Consider the following 21,994-nt stretch of genomic DNA (forward strand, 5'->3'; position numbering starts at 1 on the left):
ATCATGAAAAATCCGGTTGATACAAGAAGAGATTTTATTAAAAAGGCAACAATTGGTACGGCTGCCCTATCACTAGGCGGTATACTCCCCGGTCTCAGTGCCAAAAGTTATGCCAATATCCTTGGTGCGAACGAACGTTTTCAAGTTGCCATAATGGGGGTCAATGCGCGCGGATTGGCACTGGCGAACAATTTTTCTGCACAGTCGAATTGTGAAGTTAGGTACGTTTGTGATGTGGATAACCGGGCCGCTGAAAAGTGCATTTCCAGCGTAACAAAAATTCAACAGAAGAAACCCCAAGCGCAGCCTGACTTTAGGAAAGCACTGGAAGACAAGGAGGTGGATGCATTGATTGTTGCCACCCCGGATCACTGGCATGCACCCGCCGCTATTTTGGCTTCCAAAGCGGGCAAGCATGTTTACCTGGAGAAGCCTTGCAGCCATAATCCCAATGAAGGTGAACTATTGGTCGCAGTGCAAAAGAAGTACAACAACATCATCCAGATGGGCAATCAGCGCAGATCGTGGCCCAATGTTGTGCAAGCGATCCATGAGCTCCACAATGGAATTATCGGCAAACCCTATTTTGCTAAAACTTGGTATTCCAACAATAGGCCTTCAATAGGCATAGGCAAAAAAGCTGCTGTGCCTTCTTGGCTGGATTTCGATCTTTGGCAAGGACCGGCACCGCGAATGGCTTACAAAGACAACCTCATCCATTACAATTGGCATTGGTTTTGGCATTGGGGTACGGGCGAGGCGTTGAACAATGGTACCCATATGGTAGATCTTGCTCGTTGGGGCCTTCAAGTAGATTACCCCACAAAAGTAACTTCAGCTGGGGGACGATACCGTTACCAAGATGACTGGGAAGCCCCAGATACGCAGGTCATCAATTTGGAATTTGCGGATAAAAGCCTCATCACTTGGGAAGGACGCAGTTGTAATAGCCAAACTACAGATGGATCGAGCGTAGGGGTTCTCTTTTATGGAGAAAATGGCGCTTTGCAAATCGATGGAGGGAATGCGTACAAAGTTTTCGACCTCAAAAATAACCTGATAAAAGAGGTTAAAAATGATGTCACGATTGATGCACGCAACCTCACTAGCCCTTCCCAAGCACTGGATGCTATCCATATCCAGAATTTCTTTGATGGTATCAAAAATGGAAGCCAATTAAATGCAGACATCGTTAGTGGGCATATCAGCACCCTATTGGTACAGTTGGGTAATATCGCGCAACGTAGCGGGGGATTGTTAAATACGGATCCTTCAAATGGCCATATTTTGAACAACCAAGAAGCACTGAAATATTGGAGCAGGGAATATGAACCGGGATGGGCGCCGACCGCATAGCATAACCGACGGAATATCCATTATATCCCTTAATTAAATTACAAATGAAAAAAGCTACCGCTATGGTTAGCGTAGACTCGCTTTCAAAAAGAGACACTACGGTATCCATCATTATCATCGGAATCCTGTTCTTTATATTTGGTTTCCTCTCATGGATCAATGCCATCCTGATCCCTTATTTCAAGATTGCTTGTGAGCTCACGCATTTTCAATCCTATTTGGTTGCGTTCGCTTTTTACATTGCCTATTTCGTAATGTCTGTCCCCTCCTCATACCTGCTTAAGGCGATTGGTTTCAAAAAGGGGATGATGGTGGGTTTTATGGCCTTAGCACTGGGAGCATTCATCTTCATCCCTGCGGCCATGACCCGAACTTATGAAATATTCTTAGCCGGCTTATTCACCATTGGGGTCGGTTTGGCCATCCTGCAGACCGCAGCCAATCCCTACATCACCATATTGGGGCCCAAGGAACGTGCCGCTCAGCGCATCAGCATCATGGGTATCTGCAATAAGTTTGCTGGGATCGTTGCCCCATTATTATTTGCTGCGGCCGTATTGCGCCCTACGGACCAGGCCATGTTTGATAGTCTGGCTGGCATGACCGAAACAGCAAGGGCCGCTGCACTGGATGAGCTGATCAGGCGCGTCATTATCCCCTATGCCGTAGTAGGCGCGTCATTACTGTTAATCGGTATCGGAGTCAGATATTCCCCACTTCCCGAACTAAATACGGAAAATGAAAGTGAAGAAGTTGCCGTTTCCAACAGCAGCAAGATGAGTATTTTCCAATTCCCACACTTAGTACTGGGAGCGGTGGCTATTTTTATCCATGTGGGTGCGCAAGTGATTTCCATTGATACCATCATCAATTATGCCGGTTCGATGGGGATTTCATTGATAGATGCCAAAGTCTTCCCTTCATATACATTGTCTATGGCCATCGTGGGTTATTGCCTCGGCATTACCGTTATCCCCAGGTGGATTAGCCAAACCAATGTCTTGCGATTGGTTACTGTCATGGGGATTGTACTTTCCTTGCTTATTGTCTTTGCCCGGGGAGAGGTTACTTTCCTGGGCCATACGGCCGATATATCCATTTGGTGCGTCGTATTGCTCGGAATCCCTAATTCATTGACATGGGCCGGTATCTGGCCCCTTGCTTTGGATGGTTTAGGGCGGTTTACCAAAGTAGGTGCATCCTTGATGATTATGGGACTTTGTGGAAATGCGATTATGCCCTTGTTATATGGCTATTTTGCTGATTTACATGGATTACGACAGGCCTATTGGGTGCTGTTTCCTTGTTATTTATACCTCATTTACTATGCATTCTATGGCCATAAGATTCGGCGTTGGTCATTGAATTAAAAGCTGTTAAAACGAAAAATAGATGTCGGAAAGAAAAATAAAAATTGTGAATGGAACGGTGATTACACCGTATCGAATGATTAAGAATGGTTCGGTGTTGATTACCAATGGCGTCATCACTGCAATAAATGATGCAGACATTACGGCAGCCGACGCGATAGCGATCGATGCTAGGGGACAATATATAGCGCCAGGTTTCATCGATATCCATGTACATGGCGGTGGCGGCCATGATTTTATGGATGGTTCTGTGGCGGGATTTTTAAAAATAGCTGAAACCCATGCGCACTACGGCACTACAGCGATGGTACCCACTACACTGACCAGCGATAAAGGGTCGCTGCTCGATACGTTGGAAGTTTATGAAAAAGCACATCGGTTAAACAATGTTGGATCCCGTTTCTTGGGGATGCATATAGAAGGTCCGTATTTTTCCCTAAAACAACGTGGTGCCCAGGATGCGCGTTATATCCGGGACCCTGATCCTGCAGAGTATATGGAGATTTTAGAGGCTTCTTCTTCCATCGTGCGTTGGAGTGCTGCTCCTGAGAAAGCGGGCGCCATTCAATTCGGTCGCGTATTGCGTGATCGGGGGATTTTAGCTTCCGTTGCCCATACCGACGCGGTTTATGATGACATGATAGAAGCGTTTGAAAATGGCTATACCTTGGCCACCCATTTATATTCCGCTATGTCTGGCGTATCGCGTAGGAATGCGTTTCGATATGGGGGCGCGGTAGAAAGTGCTTTCCTTATCGATGAAATGGACGTTGAAATCATTGCTGATGGCAAACATCTTCCTGCAGAGTTGCTCAAACTGGTCTACAAAATCAAAGGCCCTGATCGGACAGCCTTGATTACTGATGCGATGCGGGCAGCGGCCATGCCATCGGGGAAAAGTGTATTGGGTAGCCTGCACGATGGTACAGAAGTGCTCGTGGAGGATGGTGTGGCAAAGATGCCCGATCGAAAGGCATTTGCTGGAAGTGTGGCCACGGCCAATCAATTGGTGCATAATATGGTCGATATGGCTGATATTCCATTGATTGATGCGGTGCGGATGGCCACGGCCACTCCGGCCCGCATCATGGGTTTGGGCAGTCAGATGGGCGGCATAGCGGTGGGTAAGCAAGCGGACATCGTCATCTTTGACAAGCATATAAATATACATACCACCATGGTAGGCGGTTCCGTAGTTTACCAACGGGAACAAACAACATGGAAAGAAACTATTTAGCACGTTAGTAAAAATGTCTCACATATCAAGTAAAGCAATTCAAGAGCGAAAAGTTGATTCATTAGTGGTCAAGGAATATGCTAATCGTATGGAATTGGGAGATGCAGCTGCTAGGGCAGTCATCGATACCATAAACCAACTCCTTGAGCATCGACAAACGGTGAATATCGTATTTGCTGCTGCGCCATCCCAAAATGAATTTTTGGAAGCATTGATACTGGCCGATGAAGTTGACTGGTCACGGATTAACGCATTCCATATGGACGAGTATATTGGACTGGCGGAAAGTGCCCCCCAAGGGTTTGGGAATTTTCTGAAGGAACGAATTTTCGCAAAGGTCCCATTCCATTCAGTACATTATCTCGACGGCAATAACCCAGATCCTCAAAAGGAGTGCTTGCGTTATGCAGACCTGTTGGATAAATATCCCACAGATATTGTTTGCATGGGAATAGGGGAGAATAGCCATATTGCATTCAATGATCCACATGTGGCCGATTTCAACGACCCTGAGCCAGTGAAAATCGTGGATCTCGACCTGGAATGCAGGCAGCAGCAGGTGAATGATGGGTGTTTCGCGGCCCTTAAGGAAGTGCCATCCTACGCATTGACATTGACGATTCCCACGTTGCTCGGTGCCCAGTATATCTTCTGCATGGTGCCGGGAAGCAATAAGGCTAAGGCAGTACGTCATACCCTAGAAGAAGCGGTCAACCCGGTTTATCCTTCGACTATTTTAAGGAGGCATCCACAGGCCGTTTTGTTTATAGATAAGGATAGCGGAGCGTTGTTGGAAAGTCATACAAATTTATAACGGATGGGTGCATTTCATATTGTCGCTTTTGACAACATCTTTCTGGCGTCATTGGTAGGCTGTGTCGGGTCGAGCGAGCCGAGGCAATCTTCGTCAGGGTTAGATTGGTTTCCTTCGGAGCTGCTTCGCGGTCACTCCATCGCTTATGCCTCCCGCGCTGGTTCGCAAAGACGAAGAACGACAATTTGGAATGCATCCTAGCGAACTTGTATATAAAAGCAAGTTTAGCTAAGTTTGTACCAGTCGAAGCTGGTAGCTGACGGCTGATAGCTGAAAAATGATGATAGCAACATTCGGCGGAGGATGCTTCTGGTGTACAGAGGTGATTTTCCAACAATTGGAAGGTGTGAACCGTGTACAGCCCGGCTATATGGGTGGCGCGCGCGCGAACCCAACGTATGAACAAGTTTGTACGGGGGCCACGGGGCATGCGGAGGTGACACAGATTGAATACGATGAAACGATATTGCCCTACAGGGAATTGCTGGCTGTCTTTTTCAAGACGCATGACCCCACCACGTTAAACAGGCAGGGCAATGATGTAGGGACGCAATACCGTTCGGTCATCTTTTACCATGATGAACAGCAGCATACCGAGGCGAAAGAATTTGTGAAGCAATTGGAAGCGAATAACGTATATGACGATCCGATTGTGACCGAGATCTCTCCGGCGCAGCCATTTTATGTGGCCGAAAACTACCACCATGATTATTTCAACAACAACCCTCAAAATCCGTATTGCGCAGCGGTAATTGCACCGAAATTACAAAAGTTTTTGAATGCATCGGGAAGTTGAGCGTCACGTTAATTTCAAGTTGAAGTAATCCTATTTGCACGCCGATGTGCCCATTGCTCCTTGAAATCCAGCCATTTTTGACCCTTTATTTTACGCATGGCATTGTCAATATTCCGCATTACAAAGACGTTGTAGAGCATGTTTGCAAAACGTTTGGGTGTTCTGGGCAGGGCTCGCAACGTCATAGAGAACCCTCCATCGAGGTAGGTGATGTAATGCCACCACCCACTCGGTATATAAAGCGCATCACCGTGTTTCATATATACCTCAAACCCCTGGGCGTGACCTAACGCGGGATATCGCTCGAAATCCGGATTGTCCATATCAATTTTGTCAATATTATGGATGGAAAGAGGAACCTTATAAAGGTTTTTGCTTTGGTTTGGGCCAAAGAGGACAACCCGTTTGTTACCCTCAAAATGGATATGCAAATTATCTGGCAGGTCGATATCGTAATGTGCAAAAACCTTGGACTGCCCACCACCAAAAAACAGGGCCGGCAGTCTTTTGAAAAATTTCAGCCCGATATCCGGATATTCGAATTCCTCCAATAGGTCTGGGCAATGATCCTTGATGGTATAGAAAAAAATCCTGAGGTCAGTGGGTTCGCTCTTAATCAGATCGATGTACTTCCCGAAATTCATCTTCATCACTGGCTCGTACACACTTTCTTTTCCTTGGGCGGGTTTGTTGTCATATAGCGGTACGGTTTGATCTCCCGCCAAGGATTTGATATGGTTGAGTGTCCATTTTCCGTTCCATGTATCAGTAAGGTTCTCAATAAGCACAGGTTGCTGTGGTCGGTAGTAGCGACTTATAAAATCCGCTTTAGTGACTTTTTGTATGCGTTCTAATTGCCTCAGGTCAAACGTTGCCATAAGGGATCATTTGTAGTTAACGATTCGATTTGATTAGCCTTGTTGATTTTTCCCATAAGGTACTCCTTGCCTAAAAGCTCGGCACAGGTAAGCACGGCGCTGATAGTCACCCCAAGGATCCCATGCATGTTTACACTTTGCCCAGTGAGCAAAAGATTTTTGATTTTGGTACGGGGTGGCAAATAATTTTTCAAGGGATGATTGGCATCTTTTACAAAACCATACATGCCGCCGGTCTCACTGCCTATATAGTCGCGGTAGGTGAGTGGCGTAGATACATAAGTAGCATGGATATGCTCCCTTAGACCGGGGAATTTCTTTTCCAATTCCTGGAGCATGATTTCGGTCTTTTCTTGCTTGAACCGTTCATAGCCCTCTCCCCGATACTCGGTATCAGCCACTGTATTGCGGCTGTTTTCCCATGCTTTCACCTCATCGTAACGCATGTAGGTAAATACGGTCATACCATCCGCCCATTGGTCGTTATCACTTTTGGCATTCATGGATACCATATAGCCTGCCGGCCAGTCCGCTGTGCGGTAATCGATGTTGCCCCATACGCTGGCTTCATCCTTGAAGTGATAGTAGTTTTTGTTGAGGTAAGGCATGCGCTGTGGTTCAAACACAATATACAGGCTGAACGACGACATGGTATTCTCCGCTTGCCGAATGTGGTTGACATATGACTTGCGTATCGGATAATTGCCTATGAGGTCGAGCGTCTTCTTTGGATCGATATTCGAAATGAAGGATGTCGCATGGTAGGTGCTTCCATCCAAGGTCGATATGGCACGGAGCAATCCATCTTCGACTTGAAATTTCACGACTTCCTTGTATTTCAATACTTTTCCCCCATGCTTACGTATTTCCCTGATGAGTAATTTGGCAATCTGCCCACCGCCGTTGATGCATCGCCAAGCACTTTCAATATAGGAATTGATGGACAAGGCATGGACATAGAACGGTGTCTTGTCTTCCATACCAGCATATAGAAGGTTTGTGCCGGCTAATACCGCCCTGAGTTTGGGATTGGAAGTACAGCTATTGATGACATCGCTTACCTTCAGGCCAAGGATGTCCTCGTTCCATTGGTAGGTGTCTTCGGCGTTGAGGCGGTATAACGGAAAGCTTTGACAGATTTCCTTCATCTTGCCATGGAATCTTTTAATACCTTCGTGCTCTTCTGGAAAATATTGGCTGAGTTGGGCCACGAAATTTTCCCCGCCCTGCGCATACGGATATTCGTTGCTGTCATTATCGAAGGTCACCAAATCGAACCCATTCACATCCATCCTTTTGAGACGAAGCCTATCGGCAATGCCGAGGTAATGGAAATATTGGTAAAGGTTTTGGCCAGTTTCCAAGCCGCCGATGTAGTGAACCCCGGTATCGAAGATACACCGATCGCGTACAAAAGTTTGCAGGTTGCCTCCGTATTGGTTGTTTTTCTCTAATACCAATACATTGAAGCCTTCTTTAGCGAAGATGGTAGCACAGACGAGTCCACCCAATCCGCTGCCCATGACCACGATATCAAACGATTCCGGCATTTTTTCTGTAAATCCTTATATCCTTTTCATGGAAGACCAATTGAAATTCCAACCCATCTAAGATAGTAAAATTATCAGATTCTGCTTGGTCGAAAACGATCCACTCCAAGGTTTCCAGGTATGGCGTCCAATCGAAAGTTACAGCCTCTGATACAATCAGGACACGATATCCTTGTATTTTCGTACGAATATGATGCATAAAATGCAAGGGATACCGATTTACGGAGTATGTGTTCCGGGCCGCACTTATTTTTTCTGGATTCCCATCCCATGCCGTTACATGGCGTTCCGCACTATCATATACCAACAAAAAATCCAACACCCCATATCCACAACCCAAATGTAAGATGGTGGTCTTGAGTGGAAGCTGCCGTACGAGTTGATGGTAAGCCGTTTTGTTGGCCGTGAAAACAGACTTCACCTCCCGTTGGATATGCTTCGGTTTATATAGGTAGTTGAAATAGAGTTTATTCTTGAAGTAATCGGGTGATTCACGTTCACGCCTGAACTCCCTAAACGCCTCCCTGTAATAAGCAGCGATTTTTTTGGTGCGTTCTACATAAGTGGTACCAAATTCCATATCATCATAGTTGATTTTAGGAAGGAATTTCATAGTGATGTTCCCCGTCTTCAACATATTATCGTTTTTAGGCAAGGCGTCGGCATTGCCATGGATCAATACCGGAAGGATGTCGAGCTGAAGCTGCTCAGAAAGGTAAAATGCCCCTTTATGAAAGCGGTTTATCTTCGCTGCATTGGACCGTGTTCCCTCCGGGAAGATGATGATGGAATATCCTTGTTTGATCTTATTGGCTAGCGCATCAAGACCATCGGTATGGTTTTCAGATGAAGGATAGAATCCCGCCATCTGAATGGCTTTGCCAAAGAATTTTGAGCGAAGCACGCGGTCATTCACCATGAAGATTTGTTTAGGATGGAGCATGCCCATGGTGGGAGTATCTAATATGGAGGTATGGTTGGCGATGACGACGACCGGCCGATCATAGTTGGCGGTTTGCTGACCGATGACCTCCATCTTCACAAATGGCGTCCTGTACATGAGGTTATGGAAGAAAAGTCGCACAGCCCGATGAAAATAGGCAAACTTCTTCTTTTTACTCATGGGTACCAGTGGGATGAGCACTTGCGACACAAGACTCAATGTCAACCCACCAAGGAAAAAATAGCCAAACGTAAAGCCGGTGAGGCCAAGGTTTAAGATGCGCCAAGGGGTATTCCCCTGTTCTTGTGGACGGCTGATGAATGTACGGAAAAGCCATGGCTGTATGGAAAACGACATCAATACCACCGCCAACAAGCCGATGAGTGGAATAATGGATATGGATCGAATGGCGGGATGTTTGGCGAAAACCAGGATGCCAAAACAGCCTATCGTCGATAAAGCAGACATGATAATACCCGATTTGTATGCTGCCATGTCTTTTGTGCCATAAGTATATTGTTCCAAAAGCCCCTTGGTCACAAAAATGGCGTAGTCTACACCCAATCCAAAAATCAAGGTCGTGATGATGATGTTGAACGCATTAAACTGGATACCGAATGCGCCCATCAATCCCAAGGTAATAAACCAGCCCAAAAAAATGGGGATGTTGGTGATGAGTGTCAATTCCAGGCTTCCAAAAAAGAAGAAAATGACAACAAAAACGGCGACTGAAGCGATGACAAATAGTTTATTGAAATCGGCCTTCAGGTTACCCAATAGTTTTTCTTGCAATTGTTTGCGGTCAATCACCAGTATGCCCTCACCATCGGTTGACAATGTTTCTATCAGTTTGGTGCTATTTTCCAACTCCGTTTTGATGATGGATGTCACGGTGACAAGGCCCTTACCCGTGGAAATGAATTCATCAAGAAACCAGCTATCCAGCTGCATATAGCTTGTTGAATCCAGAAGTGTGAATTCCGTGTCCATTAACTCAAAAAAGGGGTGGAAGGTGTTTTCTTTGAAGCCGACTTTGCGACCTTCGTCGATAAGCGTTTGCGCCACATGTTCCTTTTTGCCATTGGACCAGAAATCGTTCCATTGCTTGATTTTATGGTGTTGATGCATGCTGGACGACGCAATCCCACCCACCGAATTGAAACTGAGGATAGTGCCTTCATGCTCCTGTTTCTCCAATTGCCGATACAACTGGGTGTTTTTTTCCAGCGCCTCATCGTAGGTGTCACCGTAAGCCACTACATAGATGGACTTGGCCCCATGGTTGGTTAGTTCATGCAGGTTTGCTTCGGCCTGTTTCAGGTATTGAGGCTGATAATTCAGTGCGGCGAGATCATTGTCAAAACGGACGTTTTGAAAGGTGAACAAGCTGATGACTGCTAGTATGATACCTGCGCCTAGTATCCACCTATTTTTGCTGAATGGATACCTTGCCAACGCATCTACAAAAGTTTGTTTCCTCAACGACGTATGGCGGTGCGGCACATACACCTGGGGGATGAATAGCAAGGCGAACACTACTGCTCCGAAGACACTTACCGTAGCAAAAATCCCAAGGTCTTTCAGCACATCCGAGCGAAGCAGGAGCAGGCAAAGAAAGCTTGCAGCTGTAAATACGGCGCACATAAGTAAGGGTTTGGTGATGCTTTCGAAAAGCTTTTTCACATGGCCCGTACTGCGGTAGTGGCTGAGGATGTGCAGGGAATAATCGAGCGTGATACCCAACAGTACCGAACCGATACCAATGGATATGGCGGAGATCGTACCTTTAAGCAGGTACAGCACAGTGATGCCCAGCAAACAGCCAAAAGCAGATGGCAATAAGATAATGAGCGGCGTATAGATGCGCCTATAGAAATAGATGAAAAATGACAAGAGGATAATCAGGGCAATAGACAAGGTGATTTGGATGTCTGCCTTGATTTGCCTTGCATTTGAAACCGCCACTGCCGTGGTACCAAAATATTCCGCTGTTGCTTGTCCGTTATATTTGCTATTCAACTCCTTGATGGTGTTATCCAGTAAGTGGATGAATTGCGTATTTTGAGCAGTCTCACTGGCACCTGCAACTGGTGTGATGAATAGCAGCAGATTTTTACGGCCATGGGCAACAAGGTAACCGTCTTCTAACGTAAAATGGTCGCCTGATTGCAGACGTTGGAATTTACGCAAGCCCATAACAATCATACCCAATGGATCTTGCCGGACAAACGGGGCCGTAATCAAGCCTTGGGGTGTTGTGATGGCCCGGTAGGATTCTTGTACTTTTTCGGCTACGGCTTGAGGCTGTAGCAAGGAGTCGATTTGGCGGTAATCACCATCATCCAGGAAAAGCGGAAGGTTGTCGGCTACAATATCCATCAACTCCGTAAGCTGGTCATCCTCCATGCGTACCTGCAAGCGTTGGATGTATGGCCCGGCATCCCGTTCTATCGTTTCCGCAAAGGCATCGGCATATTCCTGTAGCGAGGCAATGCCGTTTTCATGAGGAGTGGATACATTGACAATGATTTTGTCTGCAAATTTTACAGATTGAAATACTTCATTAATCCGTTCGGAGCCTTCACCCATCGGGATGAGTTTGGCGATATCCTCTTCGAAACGAATGCGACTACCTAAATAGCCCAACAGGATGAATACCAGTGGTATGGAGAGGAAAAAAGCCTTCCTATGTTTTTTTAGATAACGGTATATGGAGTAAAACAGTGCTGCCAATGCCAAGCGTTTGGTGTACAAAGTTAGTAGATATTAGGGATTTGCCGTCTTTAAAGTGAATAGAACGGCCAACAATTGGAAGCTTAGGAGGCTCGGTCTTCATAAAACTGTACTAATCGGCTCTTCGGTCCTTCCTGCTTGCTTTGATGTTAAGTAGCAGATAAGACAAGATTCCGAATACCATGGCGGCGAAAACAGCCAGTACCAGACTTCCCACGATGTATTCGGTAAGGTGTTGCTGGATGAAGGTTCGGTAAGTACCAAGCTCCCACCATTGGAAAGATGCCTCGGAAGGCTGCCCCATGATAAACGCCCCGATTTGGAAACTGGTATAGATAATGAGTGGAATCATGGGAGGGATGCTCACATTTGAGAAAGCGAAGGCGATGAGTTTGTTGAGGCGCAGGACGAAGGCGAGGAAGAGAACGATTACCATATGGAAGCCCCATAATGGTGAAAGACCTACTAAAACTCCCAAGGCAACGGATGAGGCCTTCTTCCATGCAGGATCATCGCTGTGGAGCAGGTCTTCGAAAAAAAAGCGCCTGAATCCCTTTTCCTTGAATGTCCGGAAATAATCCCGTGGTCGGATATAAAACAGCGTGACTAATACCAGCCAAGTATTGAGTATGCTGATGCGGGTGAAATCACGGAATGGGCGGAAATGAGAGACCCTTTCGTCAGGGTCGTATAATACACGCACCGGAATGTTCCGTATAGGGATGCCGCGCCAAGCCGCCTTGACAATAACCTCCACCTCAAACTCAAACTTGTTGGTATAAAACCGGATATCCTGAATTTTTTTTAAGGGATATAGCCGAAATCCCGATTGCGTATCTGACAAGGCAATGCCGGTTTCAAACCGGAACCAAAAGTTGGAAAACCGGTTGCCAAAACTACTTTTCCGTGGTACACCCGCTTGGTCCATATTTCGGGCACCGATGAGTAAGGCCTCTCCTTTTTCCTCAATTTCCGTGACGAACCGCGGGATGTCATCGGGAAAATGCTGACCATCAGAGTCGATGGTAATGGCATAATCAAAGCCCCGCTTGTAGGCTTCATTAAATCCGCTCCGCAATGCATACCCTTTACCCTTATTACCTGTTAGGTGGATTATGTTCAAATCAGGGTAATTGGCCAGTATTTCGGTTGTCTCATCAGTAGACCCGTCGTTCACCACGATAATGGATGAGGTATAGGTGCGCACACCATCCAGTACCCGTTTAAGTGTTTTGGCGTTGTTGAAGGTGGGAATGACCACACAAGCGTTGATGGATGCCAATACCTCGTTGCTGGCCATTACCATAGCATCAGTTGTTGTCGGAAAACTCAGCGATATAGCCTTCGATCATGGCCCGAAGTTCCTCGTCTTGGATACTTGGCAAAGCCCCCAGCACAAACTGCTTATCGGTTTCGATATGCTGGTTATATTTCAGGAATTTCGGAAGATTTTCCTGCACGCTGAGGCGGATGAGTCTGATCTCGGCATTATTGGGTTCGTCAGCCACAGCTTGTTCAATCCATTGCACCGCTTCCTTGATTTTCGAGCCGCGAGCCGCGAGCTTTTCGTATCGGGCCAAAAGGGTGAGCGCCGACCCTTTATAGGCTACTAAGACGGGTTTATCCGTTTTGTTTACGGCTTGTAGTTGCTCATAAAATTCTTGTGCCTGCTCCTGTGATTTGGTGGCATCTCTGTATTGGTGCCTGATGGAAGAAAGATTTTGAGCTTTGGCAAGTACTACGGCACATAATAATACGATGGCGATCGGAATGAATCTGTTCATTAGCTAAACTTTTTGGAAAACACCACTGAATTTAAGCGCCACGGTATCTTCAAATGAAGTGGTACTTTTAATGGAAATCAATCCGTTTTCTTCTTCAATATCCAATTCTACCTGAATGTTTAGGTTATCTTCGGGATTGATGATGGCCATGAATTTTACATTCCTTGCCTTTTTTAATATCAATGCACATTTCGCCCATTTTTCGGTTAGCTCTTTAATGATCTGCATCATGCAGACACCTGGTGTAACCGGATGGTTTGGGAAATGGCCCTTAAATATCGAGTGTGCCTTATTGATGGAAATCAACGCCGATACCTTTCGGTCCTGCGCCGTGAAATCATCTACCGAATAAAAATCATGTAATAGCGACATGTATATAGTTGTTTTATGGCAAAAGTAAAAAAACCAGTTGGATATAAGCTGCGCTATTTGATGACGAATTTATCATCCGACACAGCGGTATTTCTGCGCTGATTCTCAAACTTGATTAATGTGTAATCCAACGTGGGATCGGTGATTTTGACACGCTTGACCAAATACGTGCTAGTATCGAATGCCAATTCGACCTGCTTGATATATTTGGCGATTGCCTTATCTTTGGGAATCAATATAGCCGAATATCCTGTGCCATCGCGATGGTATGAAATATTGAATCGACTTTCGTCGAAGATATTGCCGCCCTGTACAGTACCTATCAAAATATCATTCAGACCTTTGAGCCGTCTGTTGGTCGTAAGGTCAATGTCTTTTTTAGCGTTACCATCGTATAAATGCATTTTTTGCTTGTCAAAGACTACTACATACGTTGTTGGATCGGTGTATTCCCAACGAATTTTGCTGGGTGACCTGAAATACAGCTTACCTGTAGACTTGATGTCATGTTCCATGTAATCCAAGTGCTTAGTCTGCGTGAAGTCGCTTACGAGCGATTGCAGGGTTTGGGTGTTGGCTGCCACTTTTTCCTTCAACGTGACGACTTCAGCAGTGGACAAGGTCTTACTTTGGCCAAATGCGGCCGAAACCACCATCATGGTAATCCCTAATATACTATAGTTGAGCATACGCATTTCGTCGGATAAGTTTTTCCACGGTCACCATTGTGAAATTCCGCTTCTTAAGTTCAGGCAACAACTGTTCCAAAACGGGTACGATTCGCTCATGGGTATCGTGTAATAGGATGATATCTCCTGCTTTGATTTGGTGCAATATTTTCCGAATGATGCTCGCCGGTTGCTGCCGGCGTGTGTCGTAAGGCCGCACACGCCAACCGATGGCAAGGTGCCCGCTTTTCTTAATGGTTTTTGCCAGGTGAGGCGTGGTGACCCCATACGGCGGACGGAAGAATAGCGGTTTTTTGCCAATGGTATCCGCAATAGCGGCATCCGTTTTCCGGAGCTCCTCCAGCCATTGTGCCTTCGAATGAAAATCTATCGTAGCAGCATGCGTAAAGGAGTGGTTCCCAATGATATGTGCTTGTTCGTCAAGTTCTTTAATGAGCTCTGGATAGTGTAAGACCCGTCTGCCAATACAAAAAAAAGTAGCTTGGACGCCGTGTTTTTTGAGTAATGCGAGTACTTGTTTTGTATAGATAGGATGGGGGCCGTCATCAAACGTCAAGGCAATTTGGCGATTGGATGTATCCCCTTGATGGATGGCATTTAGGAAAAAATTCCATTGCACATTGAATGCACCTAATGCGGTGATCACTAAACCGATCATCAATGGTACGGCTATTAGCTGCCAAGGGATGAGGTCGAAATAATTCAAGAGTATGGTCGCGCTAAAATTCATCGTTCCACTAAAATCAAACTATGGTTTTTCCCTCGGCGTTGGGTATAGAGTAAAATTCGTTGCAAACCATGGTGTTGTGGGCCATTCATATGGAGCAGCTTTGGGATTTGCTGGCGCTTGAGCATGTGCAATGCCAGCATAAGAGCGGCAGCCACCACGGTATCGTATTCACCCAGCACCTGTTTGAAGCCTACCTGAGGTATTCCCTGGAATAGCGTGCGGCATACCGTTTCGTAAATCCCATCATAGCGGACATCACCATTATTGCCCATTAACACCGCATCGATGGCTTCTATGTCCAACCCATTCCGTTGCAGAAATTGGTTGATGAAGGCCGCCGCATCTTCCGTTTTATGTCGGGTTTCCACGGCGATGATTTTCCCATATGCCTGTTTTCCTTCTTGGTGTGACGCCACAAAAAAAGCTGCTCCTTCGGCGGAAATCTCGCCAGGGCCGCTATCCACATTCATGGGGCTTGGAATGATGGAGTTCCCATGTTTTAGGTACCCTGCGATGTTCCAGAATTCGGGCGACCGAGATCCAAGCTCATCCACGCCGCCTAGTAAGATGGTTTTACTGGGGTGCTCTTGTAGGTAAAGCATGCCATCGAGCAAAGCTGATTCGAACGAATTGGCATTGTTTACGTAGGTCATGTTATAGCCTTTGCAACCCAAGGCCAAGGCGATAGCTGCAGCAGCCATATTATGGGTAGATTGGATGAATGGCGTGGGGTTTAAGAGCTCGGCCTCATCGGCCAGGATGGTTTCCACAAAACGTTCCGAATCCCGTAAGCAACCTTGCCCCGTGCCTGTAATTACAGCATCGATGTCCACATTCCCTGCCTCCTCTAAAGCCAACTTCGAAGCGGAAATGGCCATCTTCATGCTTTTATTCATGCGTCTCAGTTGGAGGGGAGGTATCCGTGCTTTATAGTCGGGATCGAGGACCGGTATCGGATTTTGGGCATACGTATGGACGGTTTCGAAGAAATAGTTGGTTTCGAAAGTCGGCTGAATGGAAATGCAACCATGGCCATGGATATATATAGGCTTAGTCATCTGCTTTTGAAAATATCAATGCACTGCAATTGCCCCCGAAACCGAAAGAGTTTGATAGGACGTGGCTAATTCGCTTGGATTTCAAGTTGGTTTGAGGAACAATGCCTAGCGATGTAATAGGTTGAGAAAAGTTCAAATTGGGAAAAACAAGCTGATGCTGTAAAGCAAGCACCGAAAATATGGCTTCGATGGCACCTGCCGCCGCCAAGGTGTGCCCGGTGAATGCTTTGGTTGAGCTGAAATCCGGCAAGTTGTCCATTGATCCAAATATGCGGAGCAAGGCATGGCCTTCGGCAAAATCGTTGTTGGGGGTAGCTGTGCCATGCGCATTGACGTAATCGATATCTTCGGCGGTCAGCCCTGCAATCTCCAGCGCTTGCTTCATGGCGAGGTAGGCACCTTCACCATCATCCGAAGAGGCGGTTTGATGATACGCATCGTTGGCATTGCCATAGCCTGTGAGGTAGGCTATCGGTTGTTTTTTGCGCTCCTCAACCAATTTGGGTGATTCCAGCACGATAAAAGCCGCCGCTTCTCCTAAATTCAACCCATTGCGGTTTTCGTCAAAGGGGCGGCAATGGCCATCGGTATAAATCATCAAGGAATTAAAACCGTTGATGGTGAATTTCGATAGACAATCCGTACCGCCCACGATTGCCTGATCCAGCAGGCCGGCTTTGATCATCCTCGCCCCCAACATGATGGCATTAGCGGCGGAGGAACAAGCGGTACTGATGGTGGTGACGAACCCATTTATTCCAAAATAATCGGCTAATTGTTCGGTGGAATATCCGCATGGATGTGTAGGTATGAAATGCCGATGGGTGTCGGAGTCTAGGTAATCGTCATAGTATTGTTCCGTAGCGTCCATGCCACCAACGGTGATGGCGGAGATGATGCCGGTTCTAAGAGGACTACCCAAATCGATTCCAGCAGCATCGATAGCCTCTTTTGCAGCCACCAAAGCCAATAAGGTACTCCGCGTATAGGCTTCGGTGCGAGGGATGCCTAAACGATCGTAAAGCGCTGCGTTGTTCATGCTTATTTCGCCCACCAGCAACCGGTCTCGATGGAAGGTTTCTAAATGGGTGATTGGCCCTATTCCATGTTTGGATTGCTGTAGGGAGTTGAGGTTGGCCGCTACATCTTGCCCTATGGCGGAAATGGCCCCCATTCCTGTAATGGCTATCGGGGAGCGATTGGTCATTTGCGATTTGCCTCAATAAAATCGGCCATCGTTTGGATGGTTTCAAATACTTTGCGCCCCTCCTTGGGATCCGAAAGTTTGATGCCATAACTCTTGTCAAGCATCACAATCAACTCCAATGCGTCAATGGAATCCAAGCCCAACCCATCGCCAAATAATGGAGTGTCGTCTTCCAGATTATCTACGTTGATATCTTCCAAATTTAGCTGGGTGATAATTTTTGCCTTCAGCTCTTGTGTCAATTCACTCATGTTCGTTGTGATATAATGTTTTTAAATATGCTACGGTATGGGGCGTTTTGCCCGATTTTCCGATGAGGTACAGAAACAAATCGCACCCCTGTTCGCCTACTTCCGCCCAACCGCTGATGATATTTTCGGTCTTTTGATTATCCAGTACCGAATCGTTATAAGGGACTAGGAATTCAGGCAAATAGCTGTCAAAAATAAAGAAAACATTTTCGCTGTGCAATTTGTGCCGGATACTAATCTCACCCATAGCAATATTCGGTAATGTATATACAAACGTGGCGGGGCTTGCCATGGGATTATCTGCACTAAAAAGATCCATTGCATGCTTCTCATCGGAGAGGTGGCTGGAGGAATAATTGGAAAAAATGAGAGCGGTATCCGGTTTGATAGGCCCTGCTTTCCGGGCCATCAGTTCCACAGCGATGAAAACGGCTTTGCAAAGTGCATCCATCTTATAAAATTTGGGATAGTCGATGCCCAATTGCCTATAGGCGGATTTGAGGAAATCATTAAGCGTGGTCAAAGCCTCCGTTTTCAGAACGGTTACCCCATCCATATGGATAGACCGCTCCCGGATAATGCAATAGGACTGGATATGGTATGTATGCATGTCCATGGACTATATTTTTTTGAAAACCGAAGCGATGTTACAACCACCGAAACCCGAAGCTGTTTTCAGGAACGTGTTCAATAGTTGCGGCGTGTTTTTCTTGATAATATTCAACCGTTGGGTCGTGCCTTGGTGCTCAAAGCCAATGGATGGAATCAACAGGTTGTTTTTGAGAGCGTGGATGCCAAGGATGGTCTCCAGCAGGCCGCTCGCGCCTAACGTGTGGCCATAGTAGCCTTTGAGGCTATGCAAAGGAATATCTGAGAGCTTGCACCGTTGTAGGGCTATAGCTTCCATTTCATCATTGTAGGGAGTGGCTGTGCCGTGGGCCGAAATAAAATCGACAGTTGGTTCTCCTGCTTCTATTAGGGCAGCCCGGATGCTCTGGTACAATCCTTCTCCTGTGCGGGATGGGCCTGAAATGTGGTTGGCATCATTATAAGAACTCGTACCCGACACGTTGATGGCACCATCAGTGGGCGACTTGGAAAGGTACATGGCCGCAATGGCCTCCCCAAGGTTCAAGCCGTTTCGATCACGATCAAAGGGACGGCAGGGTTCATCAGCCAGCGCTTGGAAGGCATCAAAACCTGATACGATGAATTTGGATATTTCGTCACCACCTACCACAAGGGCTCGTTCGTAATCGTTGCCTTGCAGGAGCTGCCGTGCCACTGAAATGGCCAAAGATCCAGAGATGCAAGCATTGGAAATCGTGATAATCCGGTTTTCCAATCCGAAATACCGCTGGATTTCATCGGCCATAACAGCTAAATGTACGCGTTCCTTAGGGAAAGTCCTGCCCATAGGGCTGTGCAATAAGGAAACATTTCCCTTGGTGGTAGACAGCAAGACCAACGTACGCCTATCCAATGGGATTCGATATTGGTCAATGAGTGCTTGCAGCGAAAGAATGAACAGTTTTTCGAGGCGGGTATAACGTTGGGTGTTTTCGATTTCGCCATCCCATTGGCTATCGTCAATAAGCGCTGCAAAAAACGGGTGGGCGCAAAGCTGTTGGTCGTCAACACGGCGGATGGCGGTATTGCCGGCCGTGATTTGCTCAACATTCACCTGGCTTCCAATCCCTAAAGGAGAGATGATATGGTCGCCGACGACAAATACATCTTTCATGTTAATCCATGTTTTGCTTTCCAATCCACAAAAAACGATGGATTAGACAGTACGAGTTCACCATTGGAATCCGTGAAGACCTGTATGGTCTCCCCTGTGGCCACTACCAGACGATCCTTGTTTAGTATGGTATAGCGGAATATCATTTTTGCCGCGGGATTGTCCACGAAGACCGTTTCGACTTCGGCCCAATCGCCATGCCGAAGTGGTGATTTATATTCGCAGGTACATTTGACCATCGGAGCAAGGAAGCCACTATTCCTGATGTGTTGGTAGGAGATGCCAAATGCTTCGCCGAACGCTTCCCTACCGTCCTCGAAATAGGTGATGTAGTGCCCATGCCACACAATCCCCAAGGGGTCTGTTTCACTGAATCGTACACGGAATTTGGTGGTGTGCTTGAGCATGATTTTATCAGTTGGCTTGGTGGCGTTTATCATAAAAAATAGCGGCCGTCATGGTAACGGCGAAAAACAAAAGTAAATAGCAAAGGGGTTGTGCGATATCCGCAGCTGTACCATTGCGTAGGATAACATCATAAAAAGCCGATATACCCCAGTTCATGGGCGAAAACGCGGACACCTTTTGCATGATTTCAGGCATGATGAACGTAGGTACCCACACGCCACCGAGTGCAGCTAAGATAATGACGAAAATGGCCCCGAAAGGCGCAGACTGTTCCTGAGTCTCAGCAACGGTACCAATGAGGATACCCAGTCCGATGGCGGCAAGGCCAGAGACAAAAGCGATTAGCACCATCACTGGAAGTTTCGGGCCGGGATCGAATTCAATGAGCCCGATGAGTGGGAAGATGTATTTGGCGATAAGCAGCATCAAGACGAATTGGATGAGGCAGATGACGGTGTATGTGATGATTTTTCCACCCAGGATGATGGCGTAGGAAACAGGGCTGGTTCGTAGCCTGATGTAGGTTCCCAGATTTTTCTCTTTGACGAGGTTTATCCCTAAAGGTACCACAATGAAGAATATGCCAAACAAGATCCAGGCAGGCACATTATGCTGCACGGCATTAGGGATGATACCATCTTTACCCTTTTGGGCAATGACTTCCCGGAACGTGATGATTTCGTCGTTCAACAAAGCCGGGTCATTATCCATACCCATTTGACCTTGGAAGACGGCGTATATCTTTTCGACTTCCACCTTTGACAGCATTTGTTCGATGCTGTTTTTCATCGAATTTCGAAATGTTTGGCCTGCGGCGGGATCAAAATAGATCGTGATTTCCTTGACCTCCCAGGTCGTTTTTTCTTGTTTCTTGGTGCTGGTATCTGCTTCGGTCAGCGAAAATTCGCCCAAGATTTTGTCCACATTATGATTTACCTTCTCATTCAATTCCTCACTGATCCCTTTGGGGATGACAAGGGCAATCTGATATTTGCCGTCGCTCACCAAGGCGCGGGCCTGTGCATCGGAAAGCGGCTTGCCATCGATTTCATCAATCAACTGTACATTGGGTGCTTTTGCCATGTTTTGGGCTATCAGGCTGCCTATTTCGCCCTGATCCTCATCGACTAACACAATAGGTAATGCCGATTCGCCCACCGCTTTAAATGTGCTTTCCTGGATAAGAGTGATGGTGATGATAAGCACGGAGGGCATGAAAAACAGAATGGCCAACCCTCCCCAATCGCGCAGGAGCAACATGATTTCTTTATAAGCGGATACCATGAGTTTACGCATAATCCCTAAGTTGGCTTCCGGTGAGGTGGATGAATACATTTTCCAGGGTGGTAGCGCCAGCGACAGCTGAGATAAGCTGTTGTGGTTGGCCTTCCACTATAATTTTCCCTTCATCTATAATCGCGATTTTTGTGCAGAACTGCTGGGCTTCATTGAGATGATGCGAACTATAAATAATGGTGGTGCCCTGGGTATTGAGTTCCTTGAGCAATTTCATGATGACTTCTTTGGAATGCACATCGACACCTACGGTAGGTTCGTCGAGAAACAATACATGGGGTTGGTGCAGGATACCGGCTAAAATGTTGACCCGCCGTTGCATACCTCCAGAGAACGTTTTGATGGGCCTTTTCGCGAAATCCGATAGTCCAACGCGCTCCAACCCATCAGCTATGCGTTGCTTCAAATCTGACGAGCGAAGTCCGTATAGGCTTCCGAAGTAATATAAGTTTTCTGTGGCAGTAAGCGTAGGGTATAGGGCATATTCCTGTGGTACAACACCGATTTGCTGTTGTATCCTTCGACGGTGTTGTCGGTAGGGCATGCTGTCGAACCATAGCTCCCCGGATGTTGGTTTAACCATCCCACATAAGATGGAAATCAAGGTGGTCTTGCCTGCTCCGTTAGGGCCAAGCAGGCCAAAAATCTCATTTTTCGCGATGGAAAGCGACAGCTTGTTCAAAGCATACCTACCGCTGCCAGCATACCTCTTTGATAAGTCGCCTACCCGAATGATTTCCTCCATCCGGCGAAAATAACGAAAGTTGATGAATTTATG

The 21,994-nt window shown here is 46.6% G+C and carries 21 protein-coding genes; 5 read left to right on the top strand and 16 right to left on the bottom strand.

Translation table 11 applies throughout. The features are described 5' to 3' along the window. Nucleotides 1–3: 3 nt before the first annotated feature. From NF543_RS11870 to msrA, 5 genes are all read left to right on the top strand, one after another. Nucleotides 4–1,356, top strand: coding sequence for a Gfo/Idh/MocA family oxidoreductase (locus NF543_RS11870; protein ID WP_257668346.1), 1,353 nt, complete (start codon nt 4–6; stop codon nt 1,354–1,356). A 44-nt stretch (nt 1,357–1,400) separates the two neighbouring features. Then, nucleotides 1,401–2,726: a sugar MFS transporter gene (locus NF543_RS11875; protein ID WP_257668347.1), complete on the top strand. Its 1,326-nt coding sequence runs from the start codon at nt 1,401–1,403 to the stop codon at nt 2,724–2,726. A gap of 22 nt (nt 2,727–2,748) precedes the next feature. Further along, nucleotides 2,749–3,963, top strand: coding sequence for an N-acetylglucosamine-6-phosphate deacetylase (gene nagA, locus NF543_RS11880; protein ID WP_257668348.1), 1,215 nt, complete (start codon nt 2,749–2,751; stop codon nt 3,961–3,963). 13 nt (nt 3,964–3,976) lie between these two features. Then, the gene (locus tag NF543_RS11885) at nt 3,977–4,777 is read left to right on the top strand and encodes a glucosamine-6-phosphate deaminase (protein ID WP_257668349.1); all 801 of its coding nucleotides are present in this window, start codon (nt 3,977–3,979) and stop codon (nt 4,775–4,777) included. A 280-nt stretch (nt 4,778–5,057) separates the two neighbouring features. Continuing rightward, nucleotides 5,058–5,573, top strand: a complete 516-nt coding sequence (gene msrA / locus NF543_RS11890; protein WP_257668563.1) for a peptide-methionine (S)-S-oxide reductase MsrA — start codon at nt 5,058–5,060, stop codon at nt 5,571–5,573. Between the two features lie 14 nt (nt 5,574–5,587). Here msrA and NF543_RS11895 read toward each other — a convergent pair whose 3' ends face one another. From NF543_RS11895 to NF543_RS11970, 16 genes are all read right to left on the bottom strand, one after another. Continuing rightward, a complete protein-coding gene (locus tag NF543_RS11895; RefSeq protein ID WP_257668350.1) occupies nt 5,588–6,451 on the bottom strand; it encodes a cupin-like domain-containing protein in 864 nt (287 codons plus the stop codon). Then, entirely contained in the window at nt 6,433–8,001 is a 1,569-nt protein-coding gene (locus NF543_RS11900) for a phytoene desaturase family protein (protein WP_257668351.1), read from the bottom strand. The genes NF543_RS11895 and NF543_RS11900 overlap by 19 nt, the downstream gene beginning before the upstream one ends. Continuing rightward, nucleotides 7,985–11,698: a 1-acyl-sn-glycerol-3-phosphate acyltransferase gene (locus NF543_RS11905; protein ID WP_257668352.1), complete on the bottom strand. Its 3,714-nt coding sequence runs from the start codon at nt 11,696–11,698 to the stop codon at nt 7,985–7,987. The genes NF543_RS11900 and NF543_RS11905 overlap by 17 nt, the downstream gene beginning before the upstream one ends. 91 nt (nt 11,699–11,789) lie before the next feature. Continuing rightward, entirely contained in the window at nt 11,790–12,977 is a 1,188-nt protein-coding gene (locus NF543_RS11910; protein ID WP_257957480.1) for a DUF2062 domain-containing protein, read from the bottom strand. 10 nt (nt 12,978–12,987) lie between these two features. Next, nucleotides 12,988–13,461: a hypothetical protein gene (locus tag NF543_RS11915; protein WP_257668354.1), complete on the bottom strand. Its 474-nt coding sequence runs from the start codon at nt 13,459–13,461 to the stop codon at nt 12,988–12,990. A gap of 3 nt (nt 13,462–13,464) precedes the next feature. Beyond that, nucleotides 13,465–13,833 carry an ApeI family dehydratase gene (locus NF543_RS11920; RefSeq protein WP_257668355.1) on the bottom strand — a complete coding sequence of 123 codons (369 nt, stop codon included), beginning with the start codon at nt 13,831–13,833 and terminating at the stop codon, nt 13,465–13,467. Nucleotides 13,834–13,886: 53 nt separating this feature from the next. Beyond that, nucleotides 13,887–14,528 (bottom strand): flexirubin biosynthesis/transport protein LolA2, encoded by a 642-nt coding sequence (gene lolA2 / locus NF543_RS11925; RefSeq protein WP_257668356.1) that lies wholly within the window; start codon nt 14,526–14,528, stop codon nt 13,887–13,889. After that, complete coding sequence (locus tag NF543_RS11930; protein ID WP_257668357.1) at nt 14,509–15,252, bottom strand: polysaccharide deacetylase family protein; 744 nt, start codon at nt 15,250–15,252, stop codon at nt 14,509–14,511. Before NF543_RS11930 ends, lolA2 begins: the two co-directional genes overlap by 20 nt. Then, nucleotides 15,249–16,310, bottom strand: a complete 1,062-nt coding sequence (locus tag NF543_RS11935; protein WP_257668358.1) for a beta-ketoacyl synthase chain length factor — start codon at nt 16,308–16,310, stop codon at nt 15,249–15,251. The genes NF543_RS11930 and NF543_RS11935 overlap by 4 nt, the downstream gene beginning before the upstream one ends. After that, nucleotides 16,303–17,517: a beta-ketoacyl-[acyl-carrier-protein] synthase family protein gene (locus tag NF543_RS11940; protein WP_257668359.1), complete on the bottom strand. Its 1,215-nt coding sequence runs from the start codon at nt 17,515–17,517 to the stop codon at nt 16,303–16,305. The genes NF543_RS11935 and NF543_RS11940 overlap by 8 nt, the downstream gene beginning before the upstream one ends. After that, entirely contained in the window at nt 17,514–17,768 is a 255-nt protein-coding gene (locus NF543_RS11945; protein WP_257668360.1) for a phosphopantetheine-binding protein, read from the bottom strand. Before NF543_RS11945 ends, NF543_RS11940 begins: the two co-directional genes overlap by 4 nt. Further along, nucleotides 17,761–18,384 (bottom strand): hypothetical protein, encoded by a 624-nt coding sequence (locus tag NF543_RS11950; RefSeq protein ID WP_257668361.1) that lies wholly within the window; start codon nt 18,382–18,384, stop codon nt 17,761–17,763. The genes NF543_RS11945 and NF543_RS11950 overlap by 8 nt, the downstream gene beginning before the upstream one ends. A gap of 3 nt (nt 18,385–18,387) precedes the next feature. Then, nucleotides 18,388–19,512 (bottom strand): beta-ketoacyl-[acyl-carrier-protein] synthase family protein, encoded by a 1,125-nt coding sequence (locus NF543_RS11955; RefSeq protein ID WP_257668362.1) that lies wholly within the window; start codon nt 19,510–19,512, stop codon nt 18,388–18,390. Further along, nucleotides 19,509–19,919: an acyl-CoA thioesterase gene (locus NF543_RS11960; RefSeq protein WP_257668363.1), complete on the bottom strand. Its 411-nt coding sequence runs from the start codon at nt 19,917–19,919 to the stop codon at nt 19,509–19,511. Before NF543_RS11960 ends, NF543_RS11955 begins: the two co-directional genes overlap by 4 nt. A gap of 7 nt (nt 19,920–19,926) precedes the next feature. Continuing rightward, nucleotides 19,927–21,216, bottom strand: a complete 1,290-nt coding sequence (locus NF543_RS11965; RefSeq protein WP_257668364.1) for an ABC transporter permease — start codon at nt 21,214–21,216, stop codon at nt 19,927–19,929. Beyond that, nucleotides 21,209–21,961: an ABC transporter ATP-binding protein gene (locus tag NF543_RS11970; protein ID WP_257668365.1), complete on the bottom strand. Its 753-nt coding sequence runs from the start codon at nt 21,959–21,961 to the stop codon at nt 21,209–21,211. The genes NF543_RS11965 and NF543_RS11970 overlap by 8 nt, the downstream gene beginning before the upstream one ends. Nucleotides 21,962–21,994: the final 33 nt, after the last annotated feature.

Origin of the sequence: Parapedobacter tibetensis, from assembly GCF_024704835.1 — a bacterium.
In the GTDB taxonomy this organism is placed as follows: Bacteria; Bacteroidota; Bacteroidia; order Sphingobacteriales; family Sphingobacteriaceae; genus Parapedobacter; species Parapedobacter tibetensis.

Coding starts and splice junctions, on each gene's coding strand:
- NF543_RS11940 (WP_257668359.1), bottom strand. CDS start 17,517: ATGACCAATCGCTCCCCGATAGCCATTACAGGAATGGGGGCCATTTCC.
- NF543_RS11970 (WP_257668365.1), bottom strand. CDS start 21,961: ATGGAGGAAATCATTCGGGTAGGCGACTTATCAAAGAGGTATGCTGGC.
- NF543_RS11950 (WP_257668361.1), bottom strand. CDS start 18,384: ATGGACATGCATACATACCATATCCAGTCCTATTGCATTATCCGGGAG.
- NF543_RS11935 (WP_257668358.1), bottom strand. CDS start 16,310: ATGACTAAGCCTATATATATCCATGGCCATGGTTGCATTTCCATTCAG.
- NF543_RS11920 (WP_257668355.1), bottom strand. CDS start 13,833: ATGTCGCTATTACATGATTTTTATTCGGTAGATGATTTCACGGCGCAG.
- NF543_RS11930 (WP_257668357.1), bottom strand. CDS start 15,252: ATGAATTTTAGCGCGACCATACTCTTGAATTATTTCGACCTCATCCCT.
- nagA (WP_257668348.1), top strand. CDS start 2,749: ATGTCGGAAAGAAAAATAAAAATTGTGAATGGAACGGTGATTACACCG.
- NF543_RS11895 (WP_257668350.1), bottom strand. CDS start 6,451: ATGGCAACGTTTGACCTGAGGCAATTAGAACGCATACAAAAAGTCACT.
- lolA2 (WP_257668356.1), bottom strand. CDS start 14,528: ATGCGTATGCTCAACTATAGTATATTAGGGATTACCATGATGGTGGTT.
- NF543_RS11960 (WP_257668363.1), bottom strand. CDS start 19,919: ATGCTCAAGCACACCACCAAATTCCGTGTACGATTCAGTGAAACAGAC.
- msrA (WP_257668563.1), top strand. CDS start 5,058: ATGATAGCAACATTCGGCGGAGGATGCTTCTGGTGTACAGAGGTGATT.
- NF543_RS11885 (WP_257668349.1), top strand. CDS start 3,977: ATGTCTCACATATCAAGTAAAGCAATTCAAGAGCGAAAAGTTGATTCA.
- NF543_RS11910 (WP_257957480.1), bottom strand. CDS start 12,977: ATGGCCAGCAACGAGGTATTGGCATCCATCAACGCTTGTGTGGTCATT.
- NF543_RS11900 (WP_257668351.1), bottom strand. CDS start 8,001: ATGCCGGAATCGTTTGATATCGTGGTCATGGGCAGCGGATTGGGTGGA.
- NF543_RS11875 (WP_257668347.1), top strand. CDS start 1,401: ATGAAAAAAGCTACCGCTATGGTTAGCGTAGACTCGCTTTCAAAAAGA.
- NF543_RS11965 (WP_257668364.1), bottom strand. CDS start 21,216: ATGCGTAAACTCATGGTATCCGCTTATAAAGAAATCATGTTGCTCCTG.
- NF543_RS11915 (WP_257668354.1), bottom strand. CDS start 13,461: ATGAACAGATTCATTCCGATCGCCATCGTATTATTATGTGCCGTAGTA.
- NF543_RS11945 (WP_257668360.1), bottom strand. CDS start 17,768: ATGAGTGAATTGACACAAGAGCTGAAGGCAAAAATTATCACCCAGCTA.
- NF543_RS11955 (WP_257668362.1), bottom strand. CDS start 19,512: ATGAAAGATGTATTTGTCGTCGGCGACCATATCATCTCTCCTTTAGGG.
- NF543_RS11870 (WP_257668346.1), top strand. CDS start 4: ATGAAAAATCCGGTTGATACAAGAAGAGATTTTATTAAAAAGGCAACA.